Source organism: Nodosilinea sp. FACHB-131 (assembly GCF_014695395.1).
In the GTDB taxonomy this organism is placed as follows: Bacteria; Cyanobacteriota; Cyanobacteriia; order Phormidesmidales; family Phormidesmidaceae; genus Nodosilinea.
This window is the reverse complement of record NZ_JACJOF010000042.1, coordinates 73,629-99,167: the sequence shown is the minus strand read 5'-3', so window position 1 is coordinate 99,167 and position 25,539 is coordinate 73,629. Positions and strand designations below refer to the sequence as shown.

The 25,539-nt window shown below is 52.4% G+C and carries 20 protein-coding genes; 5 read left to right on the top strand and 15 right to left on the bottom strand.

All coding sequences use genetic code 11. The annotated features are described in order from the left end of the window. Positions 1–82 precede the first annotated feature (82 nt). On the bottom strand, positions 83–280 hold the full coding sequence (locus tag H6F75_RS27170; RefSeq protein WP_190756435.1) for a hypothetical protein: 198 nt from the start codon (positions 278–280) through the stop codon (positions 83–85). Continuing rightward, entirely contained in the window at positions 277–450 is a 174-nt protein-coding gene (locus H6F75_RS27165; protein WP_190707975.1) for a hypothetical protein, read from the bottom strand. The genes H6F75_RS27170 and H6F75_RS27165 overlap by 4 nt, the downstream gene beginning before the upstream one ends. Positions 451–592: 142 nt before the next feature. On the opposite strand from H6F75_RS27165, the gene H6F75_RS27160 reads away from it, so the two are divergent. Then, positions 593–817 carry a hypothetical protein gene (locus tag H6F75_RS27160; protein WP_190707978.1) on the top strand — a complete coding sequence of 75 codons (225 nt, stop codon included), beginning with the start codon at positions 593–595 and terminating at the stop codon, positions 815–817. 598 nt (positions 818–1,415) lie between these two features. Here H6F75_RS27160 and H6F75_RS27155 read toward each other — a convergent pair. The 4 genes from H6F75_RS27155 to H6F75_RS27145 all read right to left on the bottom strand — a co-directional run bounded on the left by H6F75_RS27155 (position 1,416) and on the right by H6F75_RS27145 (position 4,903). After that, entirely contained in the window at positions 1,416–2,117 is a 702-nt protein-coding gene (locus tag H6F75_RS27155; RefSeq protein WP_190756433.1) for a hypothetical protein, read from the bottom strand. A gap of 202 nt (positions 2,118–2,319) precedes the next feature. Next, entirely contained in the window at positions 2,320–2,445 is a 126-nt protein-coding gene (locus tag H6F75_RS28660) for a hypothetical protein (RefSeq protein WP_277874295.1), read from the bottom strand. After that, a complete protein-coding gene (locus H6F75_RS27150; RefSeq protein WP_190756431.1) occupies positions 2,445–2,603 on the bottom strand; it encodes a hypothetical protein in 159 nt (52 codons plus the stop codon). The genes H6F75_RS28660 and H6F75_RS27150 overlap by 1 nt, the downstream gene beginning before the upstream one ends. Positions 2,604–2,986: 383 nt before the next feature. Then, positions 2,987–4,903, bottom strand: a complete 1,917-nt coding sequence (locus H6F75_RS27145; RefSeq protein ID WP_190756429.1) for a bifunctional diguanylate cyclase/phosphodiesterase — start codon at positions 4,901–4,903, stop codon at positions 2,987–2,989. A 170-nt stretch (positions 4,904–5,073) separates the two neighbouring features. Here H6F75_RS27145 and H6F75_RS27140 point away from each other — a divergent pair, with 170 nt between their 5' ends. Continuing rightward, on the top strand, positions 5,074–5,268 hold the full coding sequence (locus tag H6F75_RS27140; protein WP_190756427.1) for a hypothetical protein: 195 nt from the start codon (positions 5,074–5,076) through the stop codon (positions 5,266–5,268). 643 nt (positions 5,269–5,911) lie between these two features. Here the strand turns inward: H6F75_RS27140 and H6F75_RS27135 are convergent. The 3 genes from H6F75_RS27135 to H6F75_RS27125 all read right to left on the bottom strand — a co-directional run bounded on the left by H6F75_RS27135 (position 5,912) and on the right by H6F75_RS27125 (position 10,932). Continuing rightward, positions 5,912–9,316 (bottom strand): PAS domain S-box protein, encoded by a 3,405-nt coding sequence (locus tag H6F75_RS27135; protein WP_242020391.1) that lies wholly within the window; start codon positions 9,314–9,316, stop codon positions 5,912–5,914. A 20-nt stretch (positions 9,317–9,336) separates the two neighbouring features. Then, on the bottom strand, positions 9,337–9,585 hold the full coding sequence (locus H6F75_RS27130; RefSeq protein WP_190756423.1) for a helix-turn-helix transcriptional regulator: 249 nt from the start codon (positions 9,583–9,585) through the stop codon (positions 9,337–9,339). Between the two features lie 165 nt (positions 9,586–9,750). Continuing rightward, a complete protein-coding gene (locus tag H6F75_RS27125) occupies positions 9,751–10,932 on the bottom strand; it encodes a HAMP domain-containing sensor histidine kinase (protein ID WP_242020387.1) in 1,182 nt (393 codons plus the stop codon). Between the two features lie 288 nt (positions 10,933–11,220). Between H6F75_RS27125 and H6F75_RS27120 the strand changes: the two genes are divergently transcribed. Then, entirely contained in the window at positions 11,221–11,388 is a 168-nt protein-coding gene (locus H6F75_RS27120) for a hypothetical protein (RefSeq protein WP_190756421.1), read from the top strand. A gap of 138 nt (positions 11,389–11,526) precedes the next feature. Here the strand turns inward: H6F75_RS27120 and H6F75_RS27115 are convergent, their stop codons facing one another. From H6F75_RS27115 to H6F75_RS27105, 3 genes are all read right to left on the bottom strand, one after another. Further along, the gene (locus tag H6F75_RS27115; protein WP_347710719.1) at positions 11,527–11,892 is read right to left on the bottom strand and encodes a response regulator; all 366 of its coding nucleotides are present in this window, start codon (positions 11,890–11,892) and stop codon (positions 11,527–11,529) included. 519 nt (positions 11,893–12,411) lie between these two features. Continuing rightward, the gene (locus tag H6F75_RS27110) at positions 12,412–15,048 is read right to left on the bottom strand and encodes a PAS domain S-box protein (protein ID WP_190756417.1); all 2,637 of its coding nucleotides are present in this window, start codon (positions 15,046–15,048) and stop codon (positions 12,412–12,414) included. A 989-nt stretch (positions 15,049–16,037) separates the two neighbouring features. Then, the gene (locus tag H6F75_RS27105; RefSeq protein ID WP_190756415.1) at positions 16,038–19,538 is read right to left on the bottom strand and encodes a PAS domain S-box protein; all 3,501 of its coding nucleotides are present in this window, start codon (positions 19,536–19,538) and stop codon (positions 16,038–16,040) included. 175 nt (positions 19,539–19,713) lie between these two features. Here H6F75_RS27105 and H6F75_RS27100 point away from each other — a divergent pair, with 175 nt between their 5' ends. Continuing rightward, a complete protein-coding gene (locus tag H6F75_RS27100) occupies positions 19,714–19,851 on the top strand; it encodes a diguanylate cyclase (protein ID WP_190756413.1) in 138 nt (45 codons plus the stop codon). A 179-nt stretch (positions 19,852–20,030) separates the two neighbouring features. Then, positions 20,031–20,237, top strand: a complete 207-nt coding sequence (locus H6F75_RS27095) for a tetratricopeptide repeat protein (RefSeq protein ID WP_190756411.1) — start codon at positions 20,031–20,033, stop codon at positions 20,235–20,237. A gap of 1,706 nt (positions 20,238–21,943) precedes the next feature. Here H6F75_RS27095 and H6F75_RS27090 read toward each other — a convergent pair. From H6F75_RS27090 to H6F75_RS27080, 3 genes are all read right to left on the bottom strand, one after another. Continuing rightward, positions 21,944–23,056 carry a hypothetical protein gene (locus tag H6F75_RS27090; RefSeq protein WP_190756409.1) on the bottom strand — a complete coding sequence of 371 codons (1,113 nt, stop codon included), beginning with the start codon at positions 23,054–23,056 and terminating at the stop codon, positions 21,944–21,946. 8 nt (positions 23,057–23,064) lie between these two features. After that, positions 23,065–24,339, bottom strand: coding sequence for a hypothetical protein (locus H6F75_RS27085; RefSeq protein WP_190756408.1), 1,275 nt, complete (start codon positions 24,337–24,339; stop codon positions 23,065–23,067). Between the two features lie 121 nt (positions 24,340–24,460). After that, complete coding sequence (locus H6F75_RS27080) at positions 24,461–25,369, bottom strand: tyrosine-type recombinase/integrase (protein WP_190756439.1); 909 nt, start codon at positions 25,367–25,369, stop codon at positions 24,461–24,463. Positions 25,370–25,539 lie beyond the last annotated feature (170 nt).

Below are 25,539 nucleotides of genomic sequence, written 5' to 3'. Positions count from 1 at the left end.
TCAGCCCGATGCCGTTTCAGAGGGGCCAACACCTGCTCGTAGTTCATGCTGTCGTATTGACCCGATTGGCGCATATCCAACGCTACCCGAATGCCAATCGCGTCGCCGTCGTCTTCAGAGGGGCCAACACCTGCTCGTAGTTCATGCTGTCGTATTGACCCGATTGGCGCATATCCAACGCTACCCGAATGCCAATCGCGTCGCCGTCGTCCTGTCTCATGCGGATTGAGAGGGGCACGTCGCCGGTAGCAATGATTTGGGCCAGCTCTTCTATGGTCATCCCACCTCACCATCAACCCACTCAATAAACTCAGACGGCTGCACCAGGTAGCGATCGCACGGGTCGAGGTGGCCGCCACTGACTACCAGGACATGACCAGCACTGAGCTGCGGAAGGAGTGCAGCCGCTGGGGTATCGCCTGGCGGAATGCCCACGGCAAGGGCAAGCACCTACGGAAGGCGGAAATGCTTAAGGCCCTGGCATAGGGGCCACGCTGTCAGCCCACGGCGTTAAAAGAGGGCACCAATGCAAAAACCCCTGCCAATGTTTCAAGGTCATGGCAGGGGATTACCCAAAGTGATAGGTAATTACATGGTACTTGCAACCGTTCAAAATCTAACCCGCCGCACTCGCACTCGTTGGTATCGCGTCATCACAGCGCACGTTGCCAATGGTCAGACTATCATCGACGGCATCAACGTCGAGGTAACCAGCGGTGGCCACTACGGCTGGGGTGAGCAGGCCGCGATCGTGGCCCATGTGTCCGAGCACTACCCCGACCTCGAGGTGGTAGACACCTGGGCGATCGCAGCATAGACCGCTTACTATTACAGCTAATGAGCACACAGCCCCGGCCCTGCGCCGGGGCGTTTTGTTGGTTGCGATCGCCGTGGGTGCTGCTGCACTGCATTGGCAGGCCACGGACATTGCCGCAGCGAGTAGCGGTTTAGTGCGCTATCTTTGCCTATTCGCTTATTCGGTTATTCAGGTGATATGAGTAAAACCCCATGGGGCTACTGGCAATGGGCGCTCGTGGCTGTTGCAGCCTCTATAGGCTCCATTAGCTTGTCAGTTAATCCAGACCTGCTGAAGGAAATCTCTCAAATAGAAAGATGGGGAGTGCATCTCTTAACTACGACGATCGCTATAGGTGCGATTTGGGTGGCGACCACCAAGTGCGGTGAGTGATGCAATCTGATCTAGCCTTTCGTCGGCTCGTCATGGCCTAACAAGAGTAAACAGCCGCCGCCGTGCCACCGCTGATCAAGCTAGGGCCATGCAGTAGCCGCTCAAGTTCCGTCACCAGCAAGCGGCCATCGCAAGGGGAGATGCTGGTGAGGTTGCGATCGCCGCTTGGGCTGCTGCACTGTTTGAGGCAGCGTGTAGGCGGTTTGGGATATGAGGCGGCTAGCTCTTATTGAGCATCCATCGTCGTGACGATGAGGCTAAAAATTTCCACGCAGTCGAACTGAAAATCAGTGTTTCTTGTAGCTATATGCCCACCTTCTAGCATGTCTAAGATGTTGGTTCTATGGCCGTATTGGGCAGCCACCTCAACAGACCGCGCTGCGATGTCCCCGATCTCCGCTCTGTTTTGAGTGCATTTTGCGTCTACTTGATCTAGCAACCTTGCATATGTGCTCTCACGGCCTGGGAGCCCATCAATTAGCGCCATCTTTTCTTCAAGGGATTGATCAGACGATTTACCCGTATCCCTAGGTGCCTGAGGTGCAGGCACAGGAGCAGCAACCTTGACCTGGTAGGCCCTGTAGCGTTCCGCTGCCACGTCACGGTTAGCGGTGTACTCGACGATCTTGGCCTGGGCCGTGGCGTAGTCGGGGCTATCGGTTGGCACCTGCCCGAGGGAGGCAATCGCTAGATCCCAATGTGCAGACACATCTTTCCAGCGGTCATCTACAGCGGTCTGCGCGGCGACTGCGGCCTCATAGCCCTGCTGCTTGCCTTGGGTTAGGTAGTCGATTGTCTCTACCGGGGTCTCAACGACCTCTGCTTGCTCTTGCAGTTCTGCTACAGGTGCAGGGGGTGGTGCAGCAGATTGGCATGAGCTGAGCAACAGCAATGCCATTACCGCAACGGCGTTTTGAGTGTTGGTCATTGCGGTTCTGCTTCGCGTGAGAATGGGCCGGGCCTTAGTGCTCCAACCTCAACATTGCCAGCAGACTGCAAAGTGCGCTGGACAACCCACTAACTCTTGACCAGCCCTTCACGAATGGCCAGACGGGGCTTACCAATTTTGGCTACCAGTCCAGGGTTGAGTAGTTGCTCGTTGACTGGATAGCTCGGACACTTTACCCGCCCTAATCCCAAGGGTCTTCATCCCCCTCAACCATCCAGTGAATCATGGCCCAGTGCAGCAGCACCAGCAATGCCGCCATACCAACCAGCACAGACGCCGCGATTACGGCCCCTATAACTACCGCCACTACTGCCCTTCTTGCGCTTCGTAAATACTTGCTAGTCTTCCCGCCGTCAAAGCCTGCTGGAACATGATTACTAATGCCCCATCCACCAGGTTGGGGTAGGTGCGATCGAGCCCGGGCTCAGAGTAGTGGCGTGGTGAGGCAACAGGTGAGCTAGTCAATCGCTACGGCATCATTCAGCCGTCGCCTCTGGCAGGCGTGGGGGTGGAGTTTTAGACTCTGCCAAAATAAATCCCACCAGCCTGTGCAGCCAGTGGGAAAATCTCAAGAGTTTCACAAATCTGGTGAGACTAAGTTGCTCCGACTGTCCAAGGGTCGGGCAGGGGTAGAGCGGGTAGTTTAAGGCTTGTGACCCCTAACTGTCATATGCCCACCGACGGACTACGAAAACAGCTGAAACCCTTATTCTCTCGTTGACTGGTTGCGATAACAGCAAATAGGCTAGCTGCGCGCGCAGGCAACTACCCAACCCACAAGCCTTAGCAGGTTAAGGCCATTGAGCACTCGGCTTATCGATGTCACCTCAGCTACTCACCCACTCACCTCAACCCCCTGCAGCCAAACACGTCCCCTCCCGCAGCAGCGTCGTCAGGTTCTGCGCCGTCATTGGCCTAGAGAAGAGATAGCCCTGACCGTAGTTGTAGTTCATCCCCAGCATGAGGCTGCGCTGCTCGGCATGCTCAATGCCCTCGGCCACCAAGTCAAAGTTAACGCCCTCGGCCAGGTTAGCGATCGCCCGACAGATTGCCACTTTTTCTAAGTTTTGAGCGTTGGTGGGAATAAAGTAGCGATCGACTTTGACTTCATCAAAGCGAAACTGCAAGAGTTGGGCCAGACCCGACTGGCCCATGCCAAAGTCATCGACCTTGAGCCGCAGCGACATAGCACGCAGTTCTTGCAGGCTTTGCAAGTAGCGATCCAGGTTGTTGTAGATGCCCCGCTCGGTGATTTCAATACCAAAGCGGTTGCTGGCAATACCTGCCTCCGCTACCCGCTGCATGATGCGGTCTAAAAAGTCATCATCTTCCAGCTCTAGGGGGCTGATGTTGATGGAAAGATTGAACTGGGTTGATATCTCCTGCCACTGGGCCAGCTGCTCTAGGGCGTGACAAAGCACCCAGTCGCTAATCCGGTGTACCAGCCCTGTCGCCTCGGCCACCGGAATAAACTCCGACGGCGATACCGAACCCAGACGGGCCGAATCCCATCGAATTAGGGCTTCGGCTCCAACAATCGCGCCGGTTTGCATGTGGCAGATGGGTTGGTAGGCGAGCCAAAACTCCAGCTCACTGCTGCGCTGTTCTAGGTAAGCTTCCAGGGTAATTTGGCGCAGCCGTCGTCGAGCCAAGGCGCTATTCCACACTTGAATACGGTGTTGGGGTAGGTTCGACCGCCGGTTGCGTTTGGCCTCCCTCAGGGCGGTTTCGGCCGCTTGCAGCAGCCGGTTGATGGGCATATCTTCCTGAAAAGCATCAATCGTGCCGCTGGCGACGCCAATGGAAACACTAATGCTGGCTCCTTCAACCTCAATGGCGAGAATATCGCTCAGCACCTTTTCGGCAATCGCAGCTGGGATGGGGCAAGGTTCGGTAGAGTCGGCATCGGGGGCAGGCAGCAGCAGTAAAAATTCGTCGCCTCCGTTGCGCACCGCAACGCCGTTTTGGGTTTGCGCCTGGTCTTGTAATACCCCAGCAACGGCCTTAAGCAGCTCATCGCCCAGGTAGTGACCCCGCTGGTCGTTGATCAGCTTGAAGCGATCGAGATCGATGAAGAGGCACACCTCCCAAGCCTCTAGCTCCATCTCCAGCACGCGGCGGTTGTAAAGACCCGTGAGCGGGTCGTAGATCACACCGCTCACCTCCGTAAAGGTCATGTAGAGCAGCTCTGGGGAGAGCGGGGTCACTAGGGTCATGTACCAGCCCGAGATTTCGCCTTTGTACTGGTATTCCAGCCGCTTGGGCTCACCGGACTCAAGGGCTGCCAGGTAAAGGTCAATGAGCGAAACCCGATAGGGGTAGACCTGCTGCCGATGAATAGGCATTTTTTCGCAGAGACGATCGCCCGGCTGGAGCAATTTCTGGGTGATTGCCGTGGCGGCGGGGTTGAGCTTGAGCACCTTGAGGTCGTCGCCTGTGCGCTCAAACAGCAGCTTGCCGGTGAGGGCCTGCTCCCAGGTGGCTTCTAGCAAGCTAAAGGTTTCGCCCAGATAGCGCAGGCGGGTTTGGCTTTTGAGTAGGGCCACTACCGCCGCCCAAGACACTCCCGCCGTTACCCAGTGCCAGAGGGCGTTGTGCAGGTTCATGGCGCTGAGGGTGTGGCCGATGCCGCAGCTAAAGATAAACAGGATCAGCAGCAGCAGGTTGAGCCAAATGTCGCGCTTGGCCTTGAGCAGCAGCGGCAACAGCGTTAGGGGAATGATGAAATACGCCGCCGCAATCGCGCCGTTGGCAACAAGCTCCATGCTTAACTCTCTTCTACAACAATGCCCCTGTCCGCTTTTAGCTTGGGCCTCGAAGCGGCCAAGCAGGCATAAACGTACTAATTGTTATCTAACCCTTAAGCAGGTTAAGGCCATTGGGCACAAACCTTCTGCCAACCATTGCGGCCCGCCACATTGAGAGAAGATGAGCCGTGGCGATCGACATTCAAAACAAAACCCCCAGGGACCAGCGGTGCCGTAGGGGTGGGGAGTTCGGGTGCATCTACGCAAACATGCGATCGCCGCTGTCGGTCTATGGTGCCCAGGTCAGGGAGGCGATCGCCAGCCGTGCCGATCGAAATGGGACAGCCCAGGGTGCAGCAATTGAGTCTGCTGTAGTGCCTTGAGAAATCTGCCGTTCGGTTGTGGCTCCTCAATAATTACGCGTGTTATCTCGTAAACGGAGAAATCAACCTGACGCAGCACTAAGAAGGGTGGCAAATGATAACCAACGAATTTTGCATCTTGCTAGACGCTTACACCCAAGCCTCGAATGACGGGGACACGGGTACTGCTGAAGCGTTGATGAGAGAACTAGATGGCCTAGTCATGTCATCTCGATACGATCGTATGAAGACAGAAAAAGCTAAAGGATGGACGGTGGGGTAGTGCCTACGGAGATGCTAAACAAAAAACCCCATGGGCCAGCGGTGCCTGTGGGGGTTGGTTCTTAGGGTGCATCTACGACTTCAAGACTTCTGCCCGTTACTTGCCTAGGATGCCCTTGTCAGTGGGGATGGTAGCAGGGGTAAGCTGTTTGGCGTACATGGAATTTCACATCTGCCCCTGGCGATCGCTGGGGTTTTGTTTTGCTTGGTCCTCAATCGGAAGCCAGGACATAGGCAACCTGACTAGCTGCGCGAGCAGGGAACGCCCGTTAAAGAGCGAGCCTCTCGATCACTTAGGGTTAATGGTGGCGCTAGTGGAGAAGATCGAGCTAGTGGAGCTAGCCGAGGTGGCACCGCTTGTGGCGAGGCACAATGTCTAGACTCAATTCAGCTGGAGCAGGGTTACAATTTCGCCGACAAATCGTTCTGGCTCTAACGGTTTCGTCAAGTGTGTTTGAAATCCAACTTCGAGGGCTCTTTTTTGGTCAATTTCTGCAGCATAAGCCGTGAGTGCGATCGCGGGAACGGTCCCGCCCTGAGCGGGTGGACGGGAGCGAATCTGCTGCATCAGCCCGTAGCCATCCATCTCTGGCATGCCAATATCACTAACAATCACATCAGGAACCAACCGCTCCAAGGCTTGCAGCGCTTCTAAGCCAGAAGGCACCGCCGTTACCCTTGCTCCGTATTGCTCTAGCAGAAAAGCCTGAAACTCGCGGGTATCAGCGTCGTCATCAACGAGCAAGATTTGAACGTTGTCTAGGAGTGTTTCTGAGTTAAGTTGAGGCTGGGTTGATTTAGAGAGAACGGGTGTTGGCCGCTTCAGGACCGGTAGCTGCACGATAAAGGTTGCACCTTGCTGCTCACCATCGCTCTCTACCGCCACTGTACCGCCGTGGAGTTCCACAATCTGCCGCACGATGGCGAGCCCTAACCCCAGACCGCCAAATTTACGGGTGGTGGAACCATCTTCTTGCCGAAAATACTCAAACACATAAGGGATGAATTGAGCCTTGATGCCAATGCCTGTATCGATTACCCGAATTCGCGCCAATTGCTCCACTTGCCGCAGTTCGACCGTTACTTGCCCGCCCTTGGGCGTGAATTTGACGGCATTGGTCAGCAGGTTCCAGACCACTTGCTGGAGCCGGGCAGCATCGCCAAAGATGGGGGCAACTTGCGTATCGAGGTCAAGTGCAATCTCAATATTCTTGGCTTCTGCTGCCAACCGCACGGTTTCGACGGCCGCAGAAATCACAAACGTTAAACTGGCGTGAGTCGGATTTAAGGTCAGCTTGCCCTGCATGATGCGGGAGATGTCAAGCAAGTCTTCGATCAGTTGAGACTGCAGTTTGGCATTGCGCTCGATCGTCGCGAGTGCTTCCGCTTGGCGGGCTTGGTCGAATCTGCCGGTTTTCAGCAACTGGGTCCAGCCCAAAATCGGGTTGAGGGGCGATCGCAGCTCATGAGACAGCACTGCGAGAAACTCATCCTTAATCCGGTTGGCGCGTTCTGCTTCTTCTCGTGCCGCTTGTTCTCGTTTTAGCAGTTGCTCTTGCTTCGATTCAGCTTGCTTTTGCCTGGTGATATCGCGTGAGATTGCTAACAGTTGTGCAACCTTGCCAGATGCATCTTGAATAGGGGTGACGATAGCATCCCACCACTTCAAGTTGCCCTTTGCCGTGGGGCAGCATCCTTGAAGTTGAGCAGCATTGCCTGCTTTGGCGGCTATGAACGCTGCCTCTGCGTTTTGGCGATCTTCGTCCTGCCAGAAATCGAGCCATTTGGCGTTCAAAACAGAGGTCGGATCGTCAATTTCCAGGAGATTAAAGCCGCCTGTATTCAAGTAAACGAGTCGGCCCTCTAACGTTAAAACTTTGATACAGTCTTGACTGCTCTCTAAAATGCGTTGCTTTAGTTCTTCACTCTCTTGCAAGGCAGCTTCTGCCTGTTTGCGATCGGTAATATCGCGACTGACGGTGGCTAACCCGATCGGCTGGTTGTGTTCATCTCTGATATGAAAGACGTTGTAGATCATCCACAACGCTTCGCCTGTCTTGAAATGACGGAACCGAATTTCTACCTCTGCTTGCCCCTCCTGCAATACATGGGGAAGAAACTCATTGATGATGAAGTCTTGATCTTCAGGAAAAAAGAAGTCTTTAACTGAAGTTTTGATGTATTGCTGGACATTGTCCAGTCCCACTAGTTGCTGACCCGCTGGATTGACATAAAACGGGACAAAATTCATATCGTACATGCCGATAAATACTCCACTGTTATCGGCTAGGGAAACAAACTTTTGAATTTCAAGTTCTGCCTGCTTGCGCTCGCTGATATCGCGGGCTGAACCGACAACAGACTCTACGGTGCCATCGGCGGCAAACACTGGGTTAAAAATATACTCAAAGTAGCCCTCAATCCCGGTTGGACTGGTGTAGGCAATCTCGTTTCTAACGGTATCTCCGGTCTCAAAGACTCGTCGCATATCATCCAGCGCTTGCTGCTCAACGGCTGCGGGATAATTAAGTTCAGCCATCGTCTTGCCAATTGCCTCTGCTGCGGTGATTCCCCACAAGTCGAGCAACACTTGATTGGCGTAAAGAAACCGCCCATCGCGGTCAAAGCTGAATATTAGTTCGGTGATGGTCGAAAGCGTTGCATCAAACTTTCGCACTTGACGCTCGAGGTCGGCTGTGGTTTGCCGCAACGCTTCGTCTATTTGTTTGCGATCGCTAATATCCTTGAATACAATCGCCACTTTTCGGTCTTCCGGTTGTCCAGTGCGGCAGGCATAGACATCAAACCAGCGGTTCATCGGTGCAGAATGACTCTCGAAGCGAGTCGGTTCTCCCGTTAAGGCAACTCTGCCGTAGGTTTCGATCCAAAAATATTCTGGATCAGACACTAACTGACGCGCTGTTTTACCGACAGCTTGTTGCAATCCGGTTTGCTGCTCAAACACGGTATTAACTTCTAAGATGCGGTAATCAACGGGCGTGTCGTTCTCGTCAAACAGCGCCTCGACGATGCAAAAGCCCTCGTCGATCGACTCGAACAAGGTGCGATATTTGGCTTCCGACTCACGCAGGGCGGCTTCGGCATAGGCCCGTTCAGTGGCTGCCCACGTCTGTTCTGCGGTTTCTTCAACCAGTTTGACCTCAGCTTCTGTCCACTGACGTGGCGTGGATTGTTGAGCGGCCAGCAGGGCCACAAACTGACCTTTTTTGATTAGCGGCACATCAATGTGGGCCGCGATATCAATCTCGCGGTATTTCTTTTTCTGGGCGTCTGTATAGGTGGAGTCGTTGGGAATATCGGTGACGACTTGAGTGCGCCCAGCCTCATGATCAGCAGTCAGGTTGCGCTGGTAGTCCTCCAATCGGTACCGTCCGCTTAAGGGAGCTACACCATGGGTGTAGTTGCAACGAACGACGACCTCCTCACCCTCTGATACAACTTCGATATAAATGACGCGAGTTGCGCCCAGAGACTCACCTAAAATGCGAGCGGCGACCGCCTGAATTTCTGACGCATCAGTAATCGGCCGAAGGGCCTCTGCTAGTTTGACTCGAAACGCATTGAGCTGATTGGCTTGGTGTAAGGCATGGTCTTGCGGCCTCTCTGTGGCTGACCGTACTTGCTCTAGCTCGGTCAGTAAAATTTGCGCTGCCGTTTTCAAGTCGTCTGACCAGGTTTCGATAGCTCCTAATGGCGTTTGCGACCAATCGTGAGAGCGCAGGAATGTTTCTATCTCACCACCGTCTCCAAAAGGCTTGTCGGGCATTTCCTGGCGTTCCTCTACCCTCATGCGTTTAGTTTCCTTGGAGGCAAGTATTTTCCTTGAATAGCCTGACTGCGTTCCCGCAAAGCGCTATCAGGTGACTCTGCCAACTGGTTCAGCAAGGTTTCAAGTTGTCTGAGTGCTAAGGGAGAAGGGGTGGCATGTCCGTTCTCCCAACGATTGATGGTGGGAAAGGAGACTCCAAGTTGAGCCGCAAACTTCTCCTGGGTTAGCTTTAAGGTTTGCCGCAGCTCTCGAATCAGTTGACCCATAGCGGGCTGTTTGATCCCTGAGCAGTTCCAATGAAAAGCCACAGCACTTACACTTTATATAGTCCTTTATACTGTCAGCATAGTTGGTTTTAGGAAAAGTTAAGAGCTTTGTGCCTACGATTTCGGAGTAGCTGCCCTGCGCCATAGAGCAGCAGAACCTTACGCTTACTGCCGCTCGCCCCCTACCGGGCGCAGCTGTGGCAGGCGGACGGTGAAGGTTGTGCCCTCCTCCGCTGTCGAGGTGACCTCTACCGTACCTCCATGGGCGACGACGATCTCACGCACGATGTACAACCCTAAACCAACACTGCCTGGAACTCGTTGCGCTGTCGATTCTGGCAAGGTGTGGCGCGTGAGTGGATCAAAGATTATGTCCACCATCTCTAATGGAATTGGCAGCCCTTCGTTATGCACGCTCAAAACCACGGTTGCTCCCTCTGAAGTGAGTGATAGGTCCACCGGCCCCTCGCCTGACCCATGCTGAATTGCGTTGCCCATGAGGTTGGAGACGACCTGGCGGAGTCGAGCCGCATCGCCGTCGCACGTAAGATTGCCGTCTGAGTGAAAGCGCAGCGTGCGCTGCGGATGGGCAACGCAAAATTCCTCAAAGACTTGGCGACAGAGTAGTTTTATATCGACCAGCTCGCGCGTCAGCGGCATCCTATTGCCCTGCCCCGTCGAGGCGAAGTCAAGCAGGTCGCAGATCAACCGTGTGACCGCCTCCGTGTTCGTCTTGATCACCGACAGGGCTCTAGGAGAGGCCGGGTGTTCGCCTGAGGTGCGCGAGATTAGTTGTGCCGCCATGCTGATAGAGTTCAGTGGGCTGCGCAAGTCGTGGCCGAGAATCGCCAGGAACATGCGGCGCGACTGTTCGACGCGATGCGTGTAGCTGCCGACAGCTGCGGCGAGCGATTGATCGATCGATTCGTTGAAGCGGGTGATATCGTTGACATCGTTGATGTCAAATTGCGAGTGACTCTCAGTCCACAGGCGGAGCACGCTGGCGCGCAGGGCGCGGTATTCGGAGATGACCTCCATGATGTCAAAGCCCGAGCCCATGCGGGCCACACCGTGCAGCACTGAGGCGTGGTCGAGCCCATTGCTCTCTTCACCAACAGCGCCGCCGCGGCCTTTGGACTTACTTGCCTGCTGTGCAAGGGTCTGGCCGCTCTGCATATCGCGCGCGGTGGCCCGCAGCATTGCCTCAGCATCGTTACGCAAGGCGAGCTTGGTCATCTTTCCCCCTGGCGCGAGGCTACGCGCAAACGTCTCCCATTCCGAGAGAATCAGCTCGACGTTCCCGAGAATGAAATCTGCCAGACGCATCGATTTTTCTGTTGGGAGCATTTTGGGAATAGAGGCCTGATATCCATAAGAGTGCTCAAAAGGATGCCACCTGTGGTGATTTGGCTGAGCTTGCTTTGTGCCCTATTTTAAGCCGTTCGGAATTCAAAAGACCAAAATAAACCCACCACCAGCATTTTTTCTAGTACAGGCACTCGATTGCTAGCGCAGTCAGCACCAATAGGCGGACTTCCCGGAAAATCCGCCGTTCGGTTGTAGCTCCTCAATCACTACGAGTGTTATCTCGTAAACGGAGCAATCAATCTGACGCAGCATCAAGAAGGGTGGCAAATGATAATCAACGAATTTCGCATTCTGCTAGACGCCTACATTCAGGCCTCGAATGACGGAGACATGAGTACTGCTGAAGCGTTGATGAGAGAACTAGATGGCCTAGTCATGTCGTCCCAATACGATCGCATGAAGGTGGAAAAAACTAAGGGATGGGTAGTAGGGTAATGCCTGTCGAGATTCGCCACACCATAGATGAAAATTTGCCTCTTGAACTCAGTCATCCAAACACTCAAGGAATAATCAGGGCGGAGGCGTCATGAACAATCGATAAAGGTGGATTACCAGCTGTAATAAGCTCAGACATTAAGAAGAGGTGGCCTGTTGCCCAAACCGCAAAAAGTTTGCAACTCTATCTAAAAGCTCATCGATCTCTACTGGTTTACGAATAAAATCGTTTGCACCCATTGCTAGTCCCTGAATGCGACTAGCATCTTCATGGGCAGTCACCATTAAAATAGGAATAAATGGTATGTTTTTGTTTTGACGAATCTTTTTAACTGTCTCATATCCACTCATTTCAGGCATCATCACATCCATCAAAATCAAATCGGGTGGCGAAGCTTCTACTTTCACAAGAGCTGTTCTGCCGTTGTCCGCTGTGTCAACCTGGTAGCCTGCTGCTTCCAAAACAGTTTGCAGCAGAAATAAGTTGTCAATGATGTCATCCACAACCAGTATATGGAAGGTTTGAGCGCCACACATTCGAGAGGCTTACCTAGAGACGATGGACAAGAAAAAACCTATCACAATTGTCCTGCCTACTTTCACTTAAATGATGAAGCTTCACCCTCTACCTTAGATAGATATTTTTCTTATTTATTAAAGTACATATTTACAATTTGTGAATGAGTTATCTGACGAGCGCACAGACTACCTTCAAGGGTGAGCATGAGGACGTGACAAATTCATCTTTTACAACCAGAATGGTTTTCCTCCATGGGAGCCTACGCGGGACAGGTAATTTGAAAGGCAGTGCCAACGGGTGAGAGTGCAACGACGGCACTAGTTCATTGAAGTAGGAAGGCTTCAAGGCATTGGAAATTAAGCAATTCATGCATTTAGATTGGACGAGTGATTAAGCCCAGTGTCATCGCTGGGGTCATCTTTTGTACCACACTCCAGTGCAGTCGCAGCATCTGAAACCGCAGCTGCTCTGAAATAGGCAGGGAAGGGCCGGCACGGTCATAGTCAGTGTGGCGCAGCCAGCGCATCACGAATTTTTTGCGAGAGTTCTACTCGGCCATAGGGTTTACTCAACAGCTGTACCCCAGGGTCTAATCGGCCCTGATGGACAATGGTATTCTCGCTATAGCCCGAAGTATAAAGCACCTTTAACTCTGGTCTAAATCGCCGGGTCAGATAGGCTAGCTCACGTCCGCTCATGCCGCCGGGCATGACCATGTCGGTAAATAGCAGGTCGATGTCGTCTCGCTGACGCAGCAGGATCAGGGCAGTGGGACCATTGGTGGCCACCAGCACCCGGTAGCCCAAATCTACCAGCTGATCGTGGGCATAGCGGCGCACCAATTCGTCGTCTTCAACCAGCAAAATTAGCTCTGAGCCACCCACTACGGAGCTATCTACCTGACGGGGCTGAGGCTCGGTATCGCCCGAAAATCGGGGTAGGTACATTTTGATGGTGGTACCCTGACCCGGCTCAGAGTAGATCTTGATGTGGCCCCCCGACTGCTTAATAAATCCGTAAACCATGCTCAGGCCCAACCCGGTGCCCTTGCCCTTTTCTTTGGTCGTAAAGAAGGGTTCAAACACCCGCTCCAGATTCTCGGGGGTAATGCCCAACCCTGTGTCTGACACCGTCACCATAACGTACGGCCCCGGCACCACTTCTGCCTGCTGGTCGGCATAGACTTGGGTGAGATCGGTGTTGGTGGTCTCAAGGGTAAGCTGCCCCCCCTGAATCATGGCGTCGCGGGCGTTGAGGCAGAGGTTGAGCAGGGCACTTTCAAGCTGGACCGGGTCAACCAAGGCAAGCCACAGACCGGCCTCAAGTACCATTTCAATGTCGATATGCTCACCTAGGGTGCGGCGCAGTAGCCCGTCCATGGTGGTCATCAGCTGGTTGACATCCACCGCTTCGGGGGCGAGGGCCTGGCGACGGGCAAAGGCTAGTAGCCGCTGGGTGAGGTTGGCTCCCCGCTGAGCGGCGCTGGCAATCATCTCCGCTAGGGGCTGAAGTCGAGGGTCGGGGGCCAGCATTTCGCTGAGCAACTCAGCGTTGCCCAGAATGACGGTGAGTAGATTGTTAAAGTCATGGGCAATGCCACCCGTCAGCTGGCCGATAGATTCTAGCCGCTGGGACTGGTGCAGCTGCTCTTCTAAGGCAAGGCGATCGGTGACGTCTCGAAAATACACGGTCAGGCCCTCGCTGGAGGGGTAGGCTCGTACATCTAACCACGCATTTAGAGGCGAATAAAATTCTCGAAATTCGACCGAGCGCCCCTCTTTAATAGCCGTCTCAAACTGCTGATGAAAAACACTGCCGACCGCCTCTGGAAACTCATGCGAGACATACTTGCCGAGGAGATCAGACCGCTGGCGCTGCAAGAGCTCTTCGGCTTGACGGTTGAGAAAGGTGAAGCGCCACTCGTGATTGAGGGTAAAAAAGGCGTCGGTGATGCTCTCTAGAGTGGTGTTGAGGCGATCGGCAGTCTGGCGAGCTTCATGTTCAAGCTGCTTTTGCTCGTGAATTTCGACCGCAGTGCCGTACCACTTGATGATAGTGCCGTCTTGATCACGAACAGGGACAGCCTGCACCTGGTGCCAGCGGTAGTCCCTGTCGTAGCGCCGCAGACGCAACTCAAAACGGTAGGGCATGGAGCTTTGCAACGCTGCGGTCCACGCGGCCAGGCAAGGGTCACGATCGTCGGGATGCAGCAGCATCGGCCAGGTTTGACCGGGATGGGGTTCGGGTTCATAGATGCCGGTGTAGACCCGCAGAGCGTAGCAGGTGTAGTCAATAGTGCCGTCGGGTTCGGCAGTCCAAACGAGCAGGGGCATGGCGTCGGTCAGCTGACGAAATCGTTGCTCGCTACGCTCTAAGGATTCTTCGGCCTGCTTTTGGGCCGTAATGTCTTGGAAGGCCCCCTGTATCGCCACGATTACTCCCTGGTCGTTGCGCACGGGCTGACCAATGGCGCGCACCCACACCCGGCGCTGGCGGGCAGTGATAATTTGCAGCTCTTCATCAAAGGGCAAGCCAGTCTCGATACAGGCTGTAACGACGGTGGCAATGCGATCGCGATATTCGGGCGAGTAAAACTCGATCGCCTGGGCCAGGGTAGGGGCAAACCCCGACTCGACCTCGTGGATGCGACACACCTCTTCCGACCAGATCACAGTGGGGCTATTGAGGGGCACCAGCCAGCCCCCAATGCGGCCTATTTCACCTGCAATTTGCAGCAGGGTCCGCTGCAAGTTCAGGGTGTCGTAAGCGTCGCTAAGCGCTTGCTGAGAGGTGTCGACCTGCTTGATGTATCGCAAAACTTCCAGGGTGAGGCCGCTGGTTATAGCGATCGTCACAGCCGCCAGCAGTCGATTGCCAATCACATAGGCAATGGCAAAATCGGGGGGAGCTGGCGGCGACACAAAAAAGCCCGCCACCGTCAAGCCCAGACTGGCAACGGCAGCCATTCGCACCCAGCGATCGCTGCGAGAGAAGCCCGCTGCCGCCACAATCAGCGGGTACAGGTTAGCGTGGGCAAACCCTAAAGGCGTCAAGGTATCAGTGGCAAACGCCAACGCCAGCCCAGCGAGGACAAACCTTTTGGTGAGACGAGGGGAGGGAATGGGAACTGGGGAGGTCATAGCGGTACGGTGAGAAATATCTCATGGTTAGCCTCCGGTGAGAGCTTGATGGATTTTGTAGGCCGACTCGGCCTGCTGGTAGGGTTTGTGCAGCAGGTATATCTCTGTCTCTAGCCCTTTCAGTGGGGCAAGATGTTCTCGGCATAGCCAGAGGTGACAGCACCCGCAGCTGGGGGTGGCGAGCTTTCCTAACCAAGGGAGGCAAGGGTATTGATGTGGTAAAGTCGCTGATGAACTCTCTATCAGGCTAAGACCAGAAGACGTAATTGGGTGGTGGTCCACAGTGCCTGCAACGAAAGTGGTTAAGCTTCTTATGCAAATCTCAAGATTACGGTGGAGTGGTTGTTTCCTAAAGCTCCAGCGACTGGGACTAGCCCTGGTCAAGCCACAGAATTGCCTAGAATAGCTGCCCCGCGCCACAAAGCAGCATCAAAGCCTCTCTTGGCAGCTCTTTCGTGAGTACAGGCGTGGGGTAAGCCAGATTGACTCATTGCGCGCAGGCAACTATTCATCACAGGAGCAACTATTCATCACAGCTAGAGGCCCTAAAGTAGCGAGGTTGCGCTTTTGACCTATTCGGCCGCATGTTTTGACAGACAGCAGGCAGCTATCCAACGAAAGAATTGAGGATGTCAGTGCCAAAAATAGTCGAAAACGAGCTGTGTACTACTCAAGTTTGGACACATATCAGTTCATCGTTAACTGAAAGGGCGCACTGCCTGAATGGCTTTAACCCTCCGGTATCGACAGATGAGGCCTATGAGCAAGTTATTTTAGTGCTGGTGTACGGAATACCCCAGGTGTACAAAGACCTTGAGACTGAATTTTTCTCTCAACGCTTTACCAACAGTCGTAGATCGTAGATCTTTGCCGTAAACCCACAACTGAGGCGGCCAGCAAAAAGGCTAAAACAGGTTCGCTGTAGAAAAACCATTAAGAATAGAATCCAATGCAGTGAAGGGGACGATAAGCATCAACTCTGATGAGCCTTAACTCTCAGGTGAAATGGTACCCCTAGCTAGCAGCGGCGGAATTTCATGGGCTGGCAGAGGTCTAGCGAAGTAGTAGCCCTGCCCCTGTTTGCAGCCCATCGCTTTTAGCAAAGCTAGTTGGTCAGCGGTTTCAATCCCTTCGGCTACTGCCTGCAGCCCTAGCCGCTCCGTCAGCGTCAGGATAGTAACTACGATATCGCGATTGATCTGGTCCTGGTGCATCTGCTGAGTAAAGGATTTATCAACTTTAAGCGAGTTGATCGGCAGGCGGTGCAGGTAGCTAAGGGAAGAGTAGCCTGTACCAAAATCATCGATCGCAACGCGAATATTCAGGGATTGCAGCTGATTAATCAGCTCAATGATGGCCTCGGTGTTGCTGATCAGCATGGTTTCAGTAATTTCTAGAGTCAGGTGTTGGCCATCCAGACCGGTCTGGTGGAGCACTTGCTCGACTTCAGACAAGAAGCCCTGGTGGTTAAGCTGCTCAACCGATAGGTTGACATTTATTCTCAAATGGCTCAGGGCCGGAAACTGCTGCCGCCAGACCTGCAGTTGCTCACAGGCGGTGCGCAAAATCCAGCGGCTCAGACCAATAATCAGTCCGGTTTCCTCAGCGATGGGAATAAAGTCACAGGGAGGAACCAGCCCCAGTTCAGGATGTTTCCACCGCACTAGGGCTTCGAACCCGGTGATATCGCCAGTACTGAGGTTAACAACCGGCTGGTAGTAAAGGGTGAACTGCTCGTGGACAATGGCCTGCCGTAGCTCGTGCTCAAGCTGCATACGATGCACCACCCGAGTATGAAAATCAGGGTCGAACAGGGCATAGCAGTTTTTCCCCTGAGCTTTGGCCTGATACATTGCAATGTCAGCATCGCGCAGCAGATCTGAGGGGTGGAGATATTGGGCGGAGGCTAGCACAATCCCAATGCTGACGGTAATGTAAACCTGCCGTCCCTGAATCTGAAAAGGTAGGCAGAGGGCATCCAGCAACCGTTCTGCAATCTGGGTAGCCTCTGAGAGGCCATCAATGCCATCTAGGAGAATTACGAACTCATCGCCACCCAAACGGGCGGGGATATCCAGCGGGCGAACGATGTGGAGAATTTTTGCAGCGGCGGCTTTCAGCAGTTGGTCCCCGGCCTGGTGCCCCATGCTGTCATTCACCAGCTTGAAGCGGTCTAAATCCAAAAACAGCACCGCAAACTGAAAATTGGGCTGCCGCTGCTGCCGCTGGAGGGCAAATTCCAGACTCGACATCAGCAGATTGCGGTTGGGCAGGTCGGTAAGGGCATCGTGCATGGCCGAATGGCGCAGTTCCTCAACAGCGGTAAAGCGGTCGGTTATGTCCTGAACCTGAGCAATGAAATAGAGAGGCTGCTGGTGCTGGTCTCTCACCAGAGAGCCCGTCAGCAAAACCCTCACGACAAACTCCTGCTTGTGGTGGTAGCGCTTCTCCATTTGATAGGACGGAATCTCGTCAGCCAGGAGCCGCCGCATCAGGGCCAGGTCGGCCTTCAGATCATCCGCGTGGGTGATGGTTTGAAAGTCCAGCAGCAGTAGCTCTGCCTCGGAATAGCCAGTAATGTCGCAGAATGACCGATTTACCCGGAGAAACGCTCCCTCCAGCCCCACTAGCGCCATACCGATGCCAGCATGGTCGAAGGCACTTCGAAACCGCTCTTCACTTTCTTGCAGGGCAGATTGGGCATGAATGCGATCGCTGATGTCGCGATGGGTGCCGACCATCCGCAGGGGGTTGCCCTCGGGATCTTGGGCGATTACTCTGCCATAGGTCTCAACCCATTTCCAGTCACCGGATTTAGTGCGCAGTCGATACTCAAACCGATAACCAGAGTTCTGATTCCGCAGATGGGCCGCCAGCTCTGCCATTGCCCTCGGTTTATCGTCTGGATGAATCAGGTTCTCCCAGGTGCTGACATGCTGGGGCAGTTCCCCTACGCCATAGCCCAGCATGGCGAGCCAGCGCTGGTCATAGAGAGTCCTGCCTGTGTCGATAGTCCAATCCCACAGCCCATCCCCGGAGCCTTCCAGGGCCAGTTGAAACCGGTTTTCGTGCTCACGGTACCGGGTGATTTCCTGGCTCAGGAGGGTGGATGCCTGCACCAGTGCAGCTTTGTTCTGCTGCGCTTCCGTCATATCCATCTGGATACCGGCGATGGCATAGAGTTCGCCGTTGTCATCCAGAATCATCTGGCCCTGACTGCGCAGCCAGCGAACGCTGCCATCGGGCAGCCGCACCCGATAGTCTATCTGCATGTCGTCCTGGGAACTTAAAGCCTGCTGAATCTGTCCGTTCACCCGGGGCCAGTCCTCTGGATGAGTGGCCTGTCTCCATACATCAAAGGGTTTATCGTCGCTGCTGGGCTCGTAGCCTGTGAGCCGGTAGTTGGTGTCAGACCAGTGGATGATGTTGCTGGTGAGATCCCAGTACCAGATACCGATCTGGGCCGATTCCAGGGCCTCATAGAGCCGTTGCTGGCTGGTGCGGAGCTGAGATTCGCTGCGCTTGCGCTCGCTAATATCCGTATGGACGCAGGTGACCCTCCAGCACTGGGCTTCGGTATCGTAGCGGCTGGCGTACCGGGCCCAGATCCACCGCAGACTGCCATCCCAGTGGTGAAATCGGTATTCTTCCTCGGTATTGTGCTCAGCATAGACGCTCTCATAGAGCCGGGGTACCAGGGCTTCGAGGTCCTCTGGCTCTACTCCATTCATCCACAGGTGTTGATCCGCCATGACGGCTTCGGCAGAGAAGCCAAATAAGTCCAGGCTGCCCGCCGAGCAATAGTCATAGACCCAATCGCCATTGGCAAACACTCTGAAGCAGCCGATACAGGCAATGGCGTTATCCAGAACCACTTCCAGCATGGCCCGAGACTCTCTCAGACGCTGTTCCGTCTGGTGGTGCTGTTGAATCTCGGCCTGCAGCTGTGCATTACTCTGCTGCAGGGCGGCGGTGCGTTCCGCCACCCGGTGTTCCAGCTCCTGGTTGAGCTGGTGTAACGAGCGCTCCAGCTGCTTGCGCCGGGTGACATCGCGCATCACCGACAGGTGGCGATGGGGCAAAAAATTGGCCGTGGCAGCGAACTCGACCTCCCGCACCGTGCCATCGGCCCGCAGCAGCTCGATTTCTCCCGTCAAGCGCTCATCGTCTAGAAACTGATGCCAGACATCGGTGTATTCTGTAGCCCGCACGAACCGGCTGACCTTTTGGCCCAGCAACTCCTCCCGGGGAAGCCCCAGCAGCTCACAAGCAGCGACATTCACATCCAGGTAATGCCCCTCATCGTCGCAGACCACCATGGCATCAAGTGCCCCTTCAAAGAAGGCCCGCAGCTGCCGGTCCCGGAGGCTCTGATCCAGGTCATTTGCCTGCTCGTTCTGCGCAGAGGTGTCTTGAATCCTACGGTTTTTATCCTCAGCAGAAGACCCAATCCCAGGCCTAGAAGATTCTGGCGGGAACGGTAGAGCCATGGTACTCCTCAGGATGCACCTGTATACCTTCTAAGTTAGAGGTGAAAAGAGCAGGGCATGATTTAGGATGGGCCATCTGCTAAGGGTGAGAACAAATCAAGCCAATGTCTTCATGCTTCGATACACGCTTTAGCAGTTCGCAACTAAAGCGATGATGACAGTGTATTGATGGGGCATGAAAAAGCAGCGGGCTCAGCGGCACCAGCAACCCATTGGCGTCATTATGGTCGATGTAGACCACTTCAAGCGGTTCAACGACACCTATGGTCATGAAGCGGGAGACCATACTTGCAAGTCATCGAAATCTCGTTGAGCCGAGCTCGTCTACTAAAGCTCGCGCTATCCCCTTTCTGTCTCGGTTCTAGCCCTCTGGTCGCCTGTGGAGTAGCTGCCCCGCGCCGCAGAGCAGCATCACAACCGCTCTCGACAGCTCTTTCGTGAAACGTCCCAAAATTTGTCCGACACTACACTCAGCTATGTCAGCTCCTGCTGATGAAGCAGTCCTTGAGCGAGGCCCATCCCGCTATCGCCCGAAGCCTCAATAACCTGGCTTTGCTTTACGAATCCCAAGGGCGTTATAAGGAGGCCGAACTCCTTTACCTAGAAGCTTCAGCGATGATGAAGCAGTTCTTGGGCGAGGCCCATCCAGAGACGATAACTGTTCGTCAGAATCTGGAACGACTGGTGGCGGAACTATGAGTCAGTTGCAAGAGGAGACACCTAGTGAAACAACTCTAAGTCCTGGTTTAGTCACCCCGCGCCGCGACCACTCATCAGCACAAAAGTACTAAATAGGCCTAAATCGCCAGCTTCGCTACTTATGGCTAAGTACTGTCATTCGTTCGTTATAGGGAGTTATCTACCCATCCACAGTGCTCACAATCCCAGTGGATGCGAGGAGTTGGATAGGTCTGTTTAAGAGGCCTCTCACAATGGTGACATCGGCCTGTAAAGAGAGGATGGGTGTCAAGTAAATGAAGCCGCTGGTCAAGCGTAAGGCGCTCCACAGGATCTAAGAAGAGGTCACCAGCATAGTAGCTTGCCCCTGCGGGGTGCCATTGCTCGTCGTCGTCGTACCAGGCAAGCGGATCATCTATCTCGCGAGCATCCTCACCCCTAAGGCTAAAGTCGTCGCAGATGTGCCCATCAACGCCGGTAGGGTGCTCAGCACAGACAAGGTAAAGACTATGAGCAAAGTACTTACACCGATCACAGCAGGAAAGCTTTGGCATACTTTGCCTCTTCGTAAACCTCATCGTCACTCGCTTCTGATAGTACCCTCTCCAAAAAACAAATATTCCAGCTTCTAGTCTAGGCAGGCTTCCTCTGTGTTTCCGATTCATAGACTATTGGCCATAGTCTTGTAGTCCGTGTAGGTAGCCTCAACAACGCAACATTAGGTAGCGTTATCGTTCCACTATTTCGCTAGGTGCTGGAGAGCTGGCTAGGCCGAGAAGAAGCCCGCTTGTGAGGTGGATTTTGTATCAGGTGCATCACTACCTAATCATTCTAGTGCTCGCCCTAGTCCAAAGCAGGCTTGCGGCTTTTGATACGCACTACTGGATAAATCTCCTTATACTGCCGCTCCATAGAAAAGCGAAACAGCCAGCAAAAATCGTCTAACCAAGCTTTTTAGTTTGAATGTTTAGTCAGTCCATGCTCTTCAAGACACTGCATACTTGCTATCTAATAGCCCGCTTTACCCAATCGCTGAAACACTAAACAAGGAGAGTCTCGGCTGCGGGAAATGAGATGGACTGTCTTTGAAGTTCAAGCAGAACTCGCACCACAGTGCGAGATGTGTAGCTTATACCATCCCCTTCAATGGTGGAATGAGGAAGCTGTATATAAAGCGATTTAGGTAGCGGAATAACCGCGAGCCGAGTGTCCAGGCTCCTCTTTGACACCCACCTTTACTCTGGCTCCTTAAGGCGAACAACTCGGTCTATCGCCTGAGCCGTTCGCGAGGCCCGGCACATGACTAAGACAGAGCTTGCTCGCCGTGCCCAATGCCCAGGTACACATCTTCGCTATCCTCCGTCTGGAGTGCAGCAAGGTGAAGGGACGGAAGCGCAAGGTGTGTAAATGAAAAAGGCGAGGCCAAACAAGATTTATCCTCGGTATTGGGTTACCAGGAATGCCTCAGAACTACTGTTGAAGCTTTGCATCAGCAAAGCGCCGCCTTCAACAGGGCACTGCGTTAACCAGCTTATGCGTTTGCGAAAAGCCGGTGTAATGATCAGTCGTTTTATCCCCAATGTGGGAAAGCCAAATGAGGCACTACTACAGTTGCCTCAATGGCAAATGATCCTAGCACGATTCTTTATGCTCTATAAGAGCACTTTCCGTAGTCAAACAACAACTGGTGTGTGCTAACTGATTTTTAGTAAATATAACATCTAAAATCAACTGGGCTTTACAAGCTTAAGCTCATCAAAAACAGACGAGAGCATTTCTTCAAACTCAGTTGGCAGTTTTGTTGCTCTTACTAAATATCTCGCTTGCGATGTCAAAAACTGACGTATTCTAGTATTTTCTGCTATTGATTTTGCTAGATAAATATCTTTCTTGGGATCCTTAGAAGCCAGATTGCGGAAGGATATTTCTCGGATAGGAAAGCAGCACTTAAATATATCTGTCGGAGAGTCTAACAGCTTTCTGACTAACTCTAGAAAAAGTGGCCACTCCGATATTTCCAAATCAGGAAAGGAAGAATCTTGATTGATGTCAGCAAAGAGTTTTCTCATTTCTTGCTTTTGGTTAAAAGATTCCTTCCCTCCCCAAATGTAGTATTTCAAGAGTTTTTCAAAATCGTTTTGATTCGAATCATAATCAACAATATTCTTCAAGTCTTGAATTACTTGCGCTATAAAGAAAGAGAAAACCATTACCGCATGTTGAAATATAGCTAGGTGCTCTGGTTTGTCTGGATTAAGTTCTCCTTTACCTTTTTGTAGAGCGACCAGAAGTCTTCTAATTCCTCTGGTTGCATCCATCTCTAATGAAACTTCGCTATTGAGAAACTGTCCTAGCTTTTCAAAGAAACTATTCTTTGAAAAAACCTGATAATAAGCAATCCAATTTTCAATATTTGTTGAGTAGCAATAATCAATCTTGAAATTTAATGAGTGTGACTCAGCATAGTTTGAAAACTGCGTTTCATCAAAAAGATGGACATTTACTCGTTTTGCAGAAAGACGGTGTGCTTCGGTCGAGCGTTTCTTAAGTATCACATATGCATCATCACAAGACACATATTTCATCAATCCAGCTGCCCAAAAAGATCGATTAATTGGACTCACACCTTTTAAGGTCTTGCAATCAAATATAATCCTTCTTTTGGTACCATTTGCATCGACAGAGATTCCGAGAACATCTATATCAGTGATGACCGTAGAGATATCGGACAACTCCCTGTGGTTCTTTACAACAACTTCTAAGAAAGGCAGATGCTGCGTCAGAAGACAAAAGCGTATTGCGCTCTGTTTTTGAAAAAGATCCTTATCAAGACTACCCATAGTTACACCTAATCGAATCCCAGAATCATCTGATCAAACTGCTCAGCTGCCTCTTCGTTTAACTTACTCTTTCTTCGCTGTTTCAACTCTGCCGCAGAAAGAACTGATTGGATATATTCATCGTCTTTTGAAAGAGCTAAACGTGCATCTTGATCAACCTCTAGATTAGCCAGCTCTCCAGTCCGGAGAAGATCGATGGCAAGCGTTAAAGCCTTTTCATTCTCTTCTGTCCTAACAAGATGAAATTCCCACCTATCGGAACCAAGCTGCTTTAGTTTTCCAACTTTCAAGAAAACCAGTTCTCTGTATTGGATACCCGCTTCTGAATTATTTCTGAGATAACCCTTCTCCCTTAAAGACTGAAGCAATTTAACAGGCATCCTTATTCTAAACGCCTTCGGCAGCAATTGCCCCTTTCTCACACACGCAATCAAAGCCATTGCCCGCTCGTATATCTCTCGATTTGCCAAATTCAATCGAGCGTTGCCTGGTGATGGAGTGAAAACGAATGTCTCCTGATTATCACCAAACTTAAGAGATGGTGGCTTTAAAACGCTCTCTTGGCAGAGATGGACAAGAAGACTTTTCTGGATCTCGGTCAACTTTGTTCCCCCAATCTCAAGAGATTGCTCTATAAGTGAGAGAGGCCAGCCTTGGTTACTTTTTACGACTTCAATTACTTTTTGTATATCAGTAGCGCCACTTTTTGCAGCTACATCAACCAAAGACTCTAAGTTATCTGCGAAATAGAAAGGACTTGCTAGAATATTTTTTCCTCGGGCTCTGAACGATTTAATATAGTTTCCATCAGCTCCTATATCGAGGCATCGTTCCAGCAATTTGTTCTCAAAATTCATTGAGTTTTTTATCTTATCTAGATTTTCAGGCTTATTTTGAAGTTCTGATAGAATTAATAGAGTTCCTTGCTCATGTTCGTTCAGCTCGGAAAACGAGAAATAGCTTCCCACGCCTGCATAGACATCTTGAAAACGTGGGACGTCAGGAATGATTGACGAAATAGTTTTTCCAACCTTAGTTATCTGAATGTACTCTACTTCACCAAGTATATTCACTACTTCCTTAAGAGCTGAAGATGGAATATTGAAGTAGTGGTCACTCACCTTTCTGAGTATTTCATAATTAATTTCGCCCAATCCACGGATATGAACAGCAAGGGTTGCTGCCATTCCCATAATGCGCATCTGGTCAAAATCAGGGACATCAAGTCGTCCAAGCCCCGTCTGAATATCATAGGAAAGCTCAACTAGCTGCTTGCTATCCACTTACTGCTCCTGGGAGTGGTTATTAGATAATTTACATCCTGGCCTGTCGGAAGCACAGTTTGTATCGAAACGGCAATTTTCCATCAGTATCATCTTCAATGATGATCTTAAAATCCGTTCATTAAAGGTGAATTCTTTCAATCTCATCAAGCGAGATTGCATCCTCCCGACGATCATACAGAGCAGTCGTCCGAATATCCTCATGCGCCGCGATCTTCTGTGCATTATCGCGGCTACCACCATTGCGCAGGAAATTGGTAATTCCACTTGCACGAAACGTGTGATTACACGCATCGGTGCTGACTCCGGCTGCCAGCGCGCGGCGTTTTACCATTGCCCAAGCTTCCTGGCGCTGTAACCGAACACCAGTGAGTGTGCGAGAGCGACGAGGTGCCGTTTGGAAGAGGGGAGTAGTTTTCTCTTCCCGGAGATGTGCCTCATCCATATAGAGGTCGAGGTACTCTTCAGCGGTATGGTGAACCGGCACTTCATGATACTTGCCACCTTTTTCGTGAAGCCGGAACCAGTACCGTTTGCCTTTTGAGAAATAGTCACCAACGTTCATTCCAAGCACAGCGCCGATGCGGGCAAAGCTAAAAAACATCGCCGCAATTAGTGCGCGATCGCGTAGGCCCACAACGTGGTCAGTGTCGATACTTGCGAGGAGTACCTTCATCTCATCATCGCTGAGCACCGGTGTCTTACCGCGCTTCACGCGATGCTTCACCCCACGTACCTCGGCTGCTGGGTTCTCATGTATCACGCCACCGATAACTAGCCACCGGAAGAGCGAGCGAATGGCAGAGAGATGCTGATTTCTCGTTTGCGCAGACCCTGGATGAATCTCCACGTACTGCGCAACGACGATCGAATTCACCTGGTGGAGTTCGAGTCCGGGACAACACTCCTCAAGCCAGTCAAAGAAACGGGTGAGGGCTCGGTAGTACGCAAGTCGGGTGTTCGGGTTTCGGATCCCAGCCGTGAAAAACTCAAGGTAACGGTAAGTGGTTCGCTCACCAGCTCGACCCAAGATTGCTGGCAAGAAAAACTCACTGCCTGGAAGTACAGACGAACTACTACTTGGGGGCCGAATGAGGTTACTCAAAATGGATCCACTAAGGTGCTTAGATCACGTGTATTAGTCAGCGCTCATTGTATGACATAAAAAGGGATTATGTAATGAAAAAATTATAGATAGGA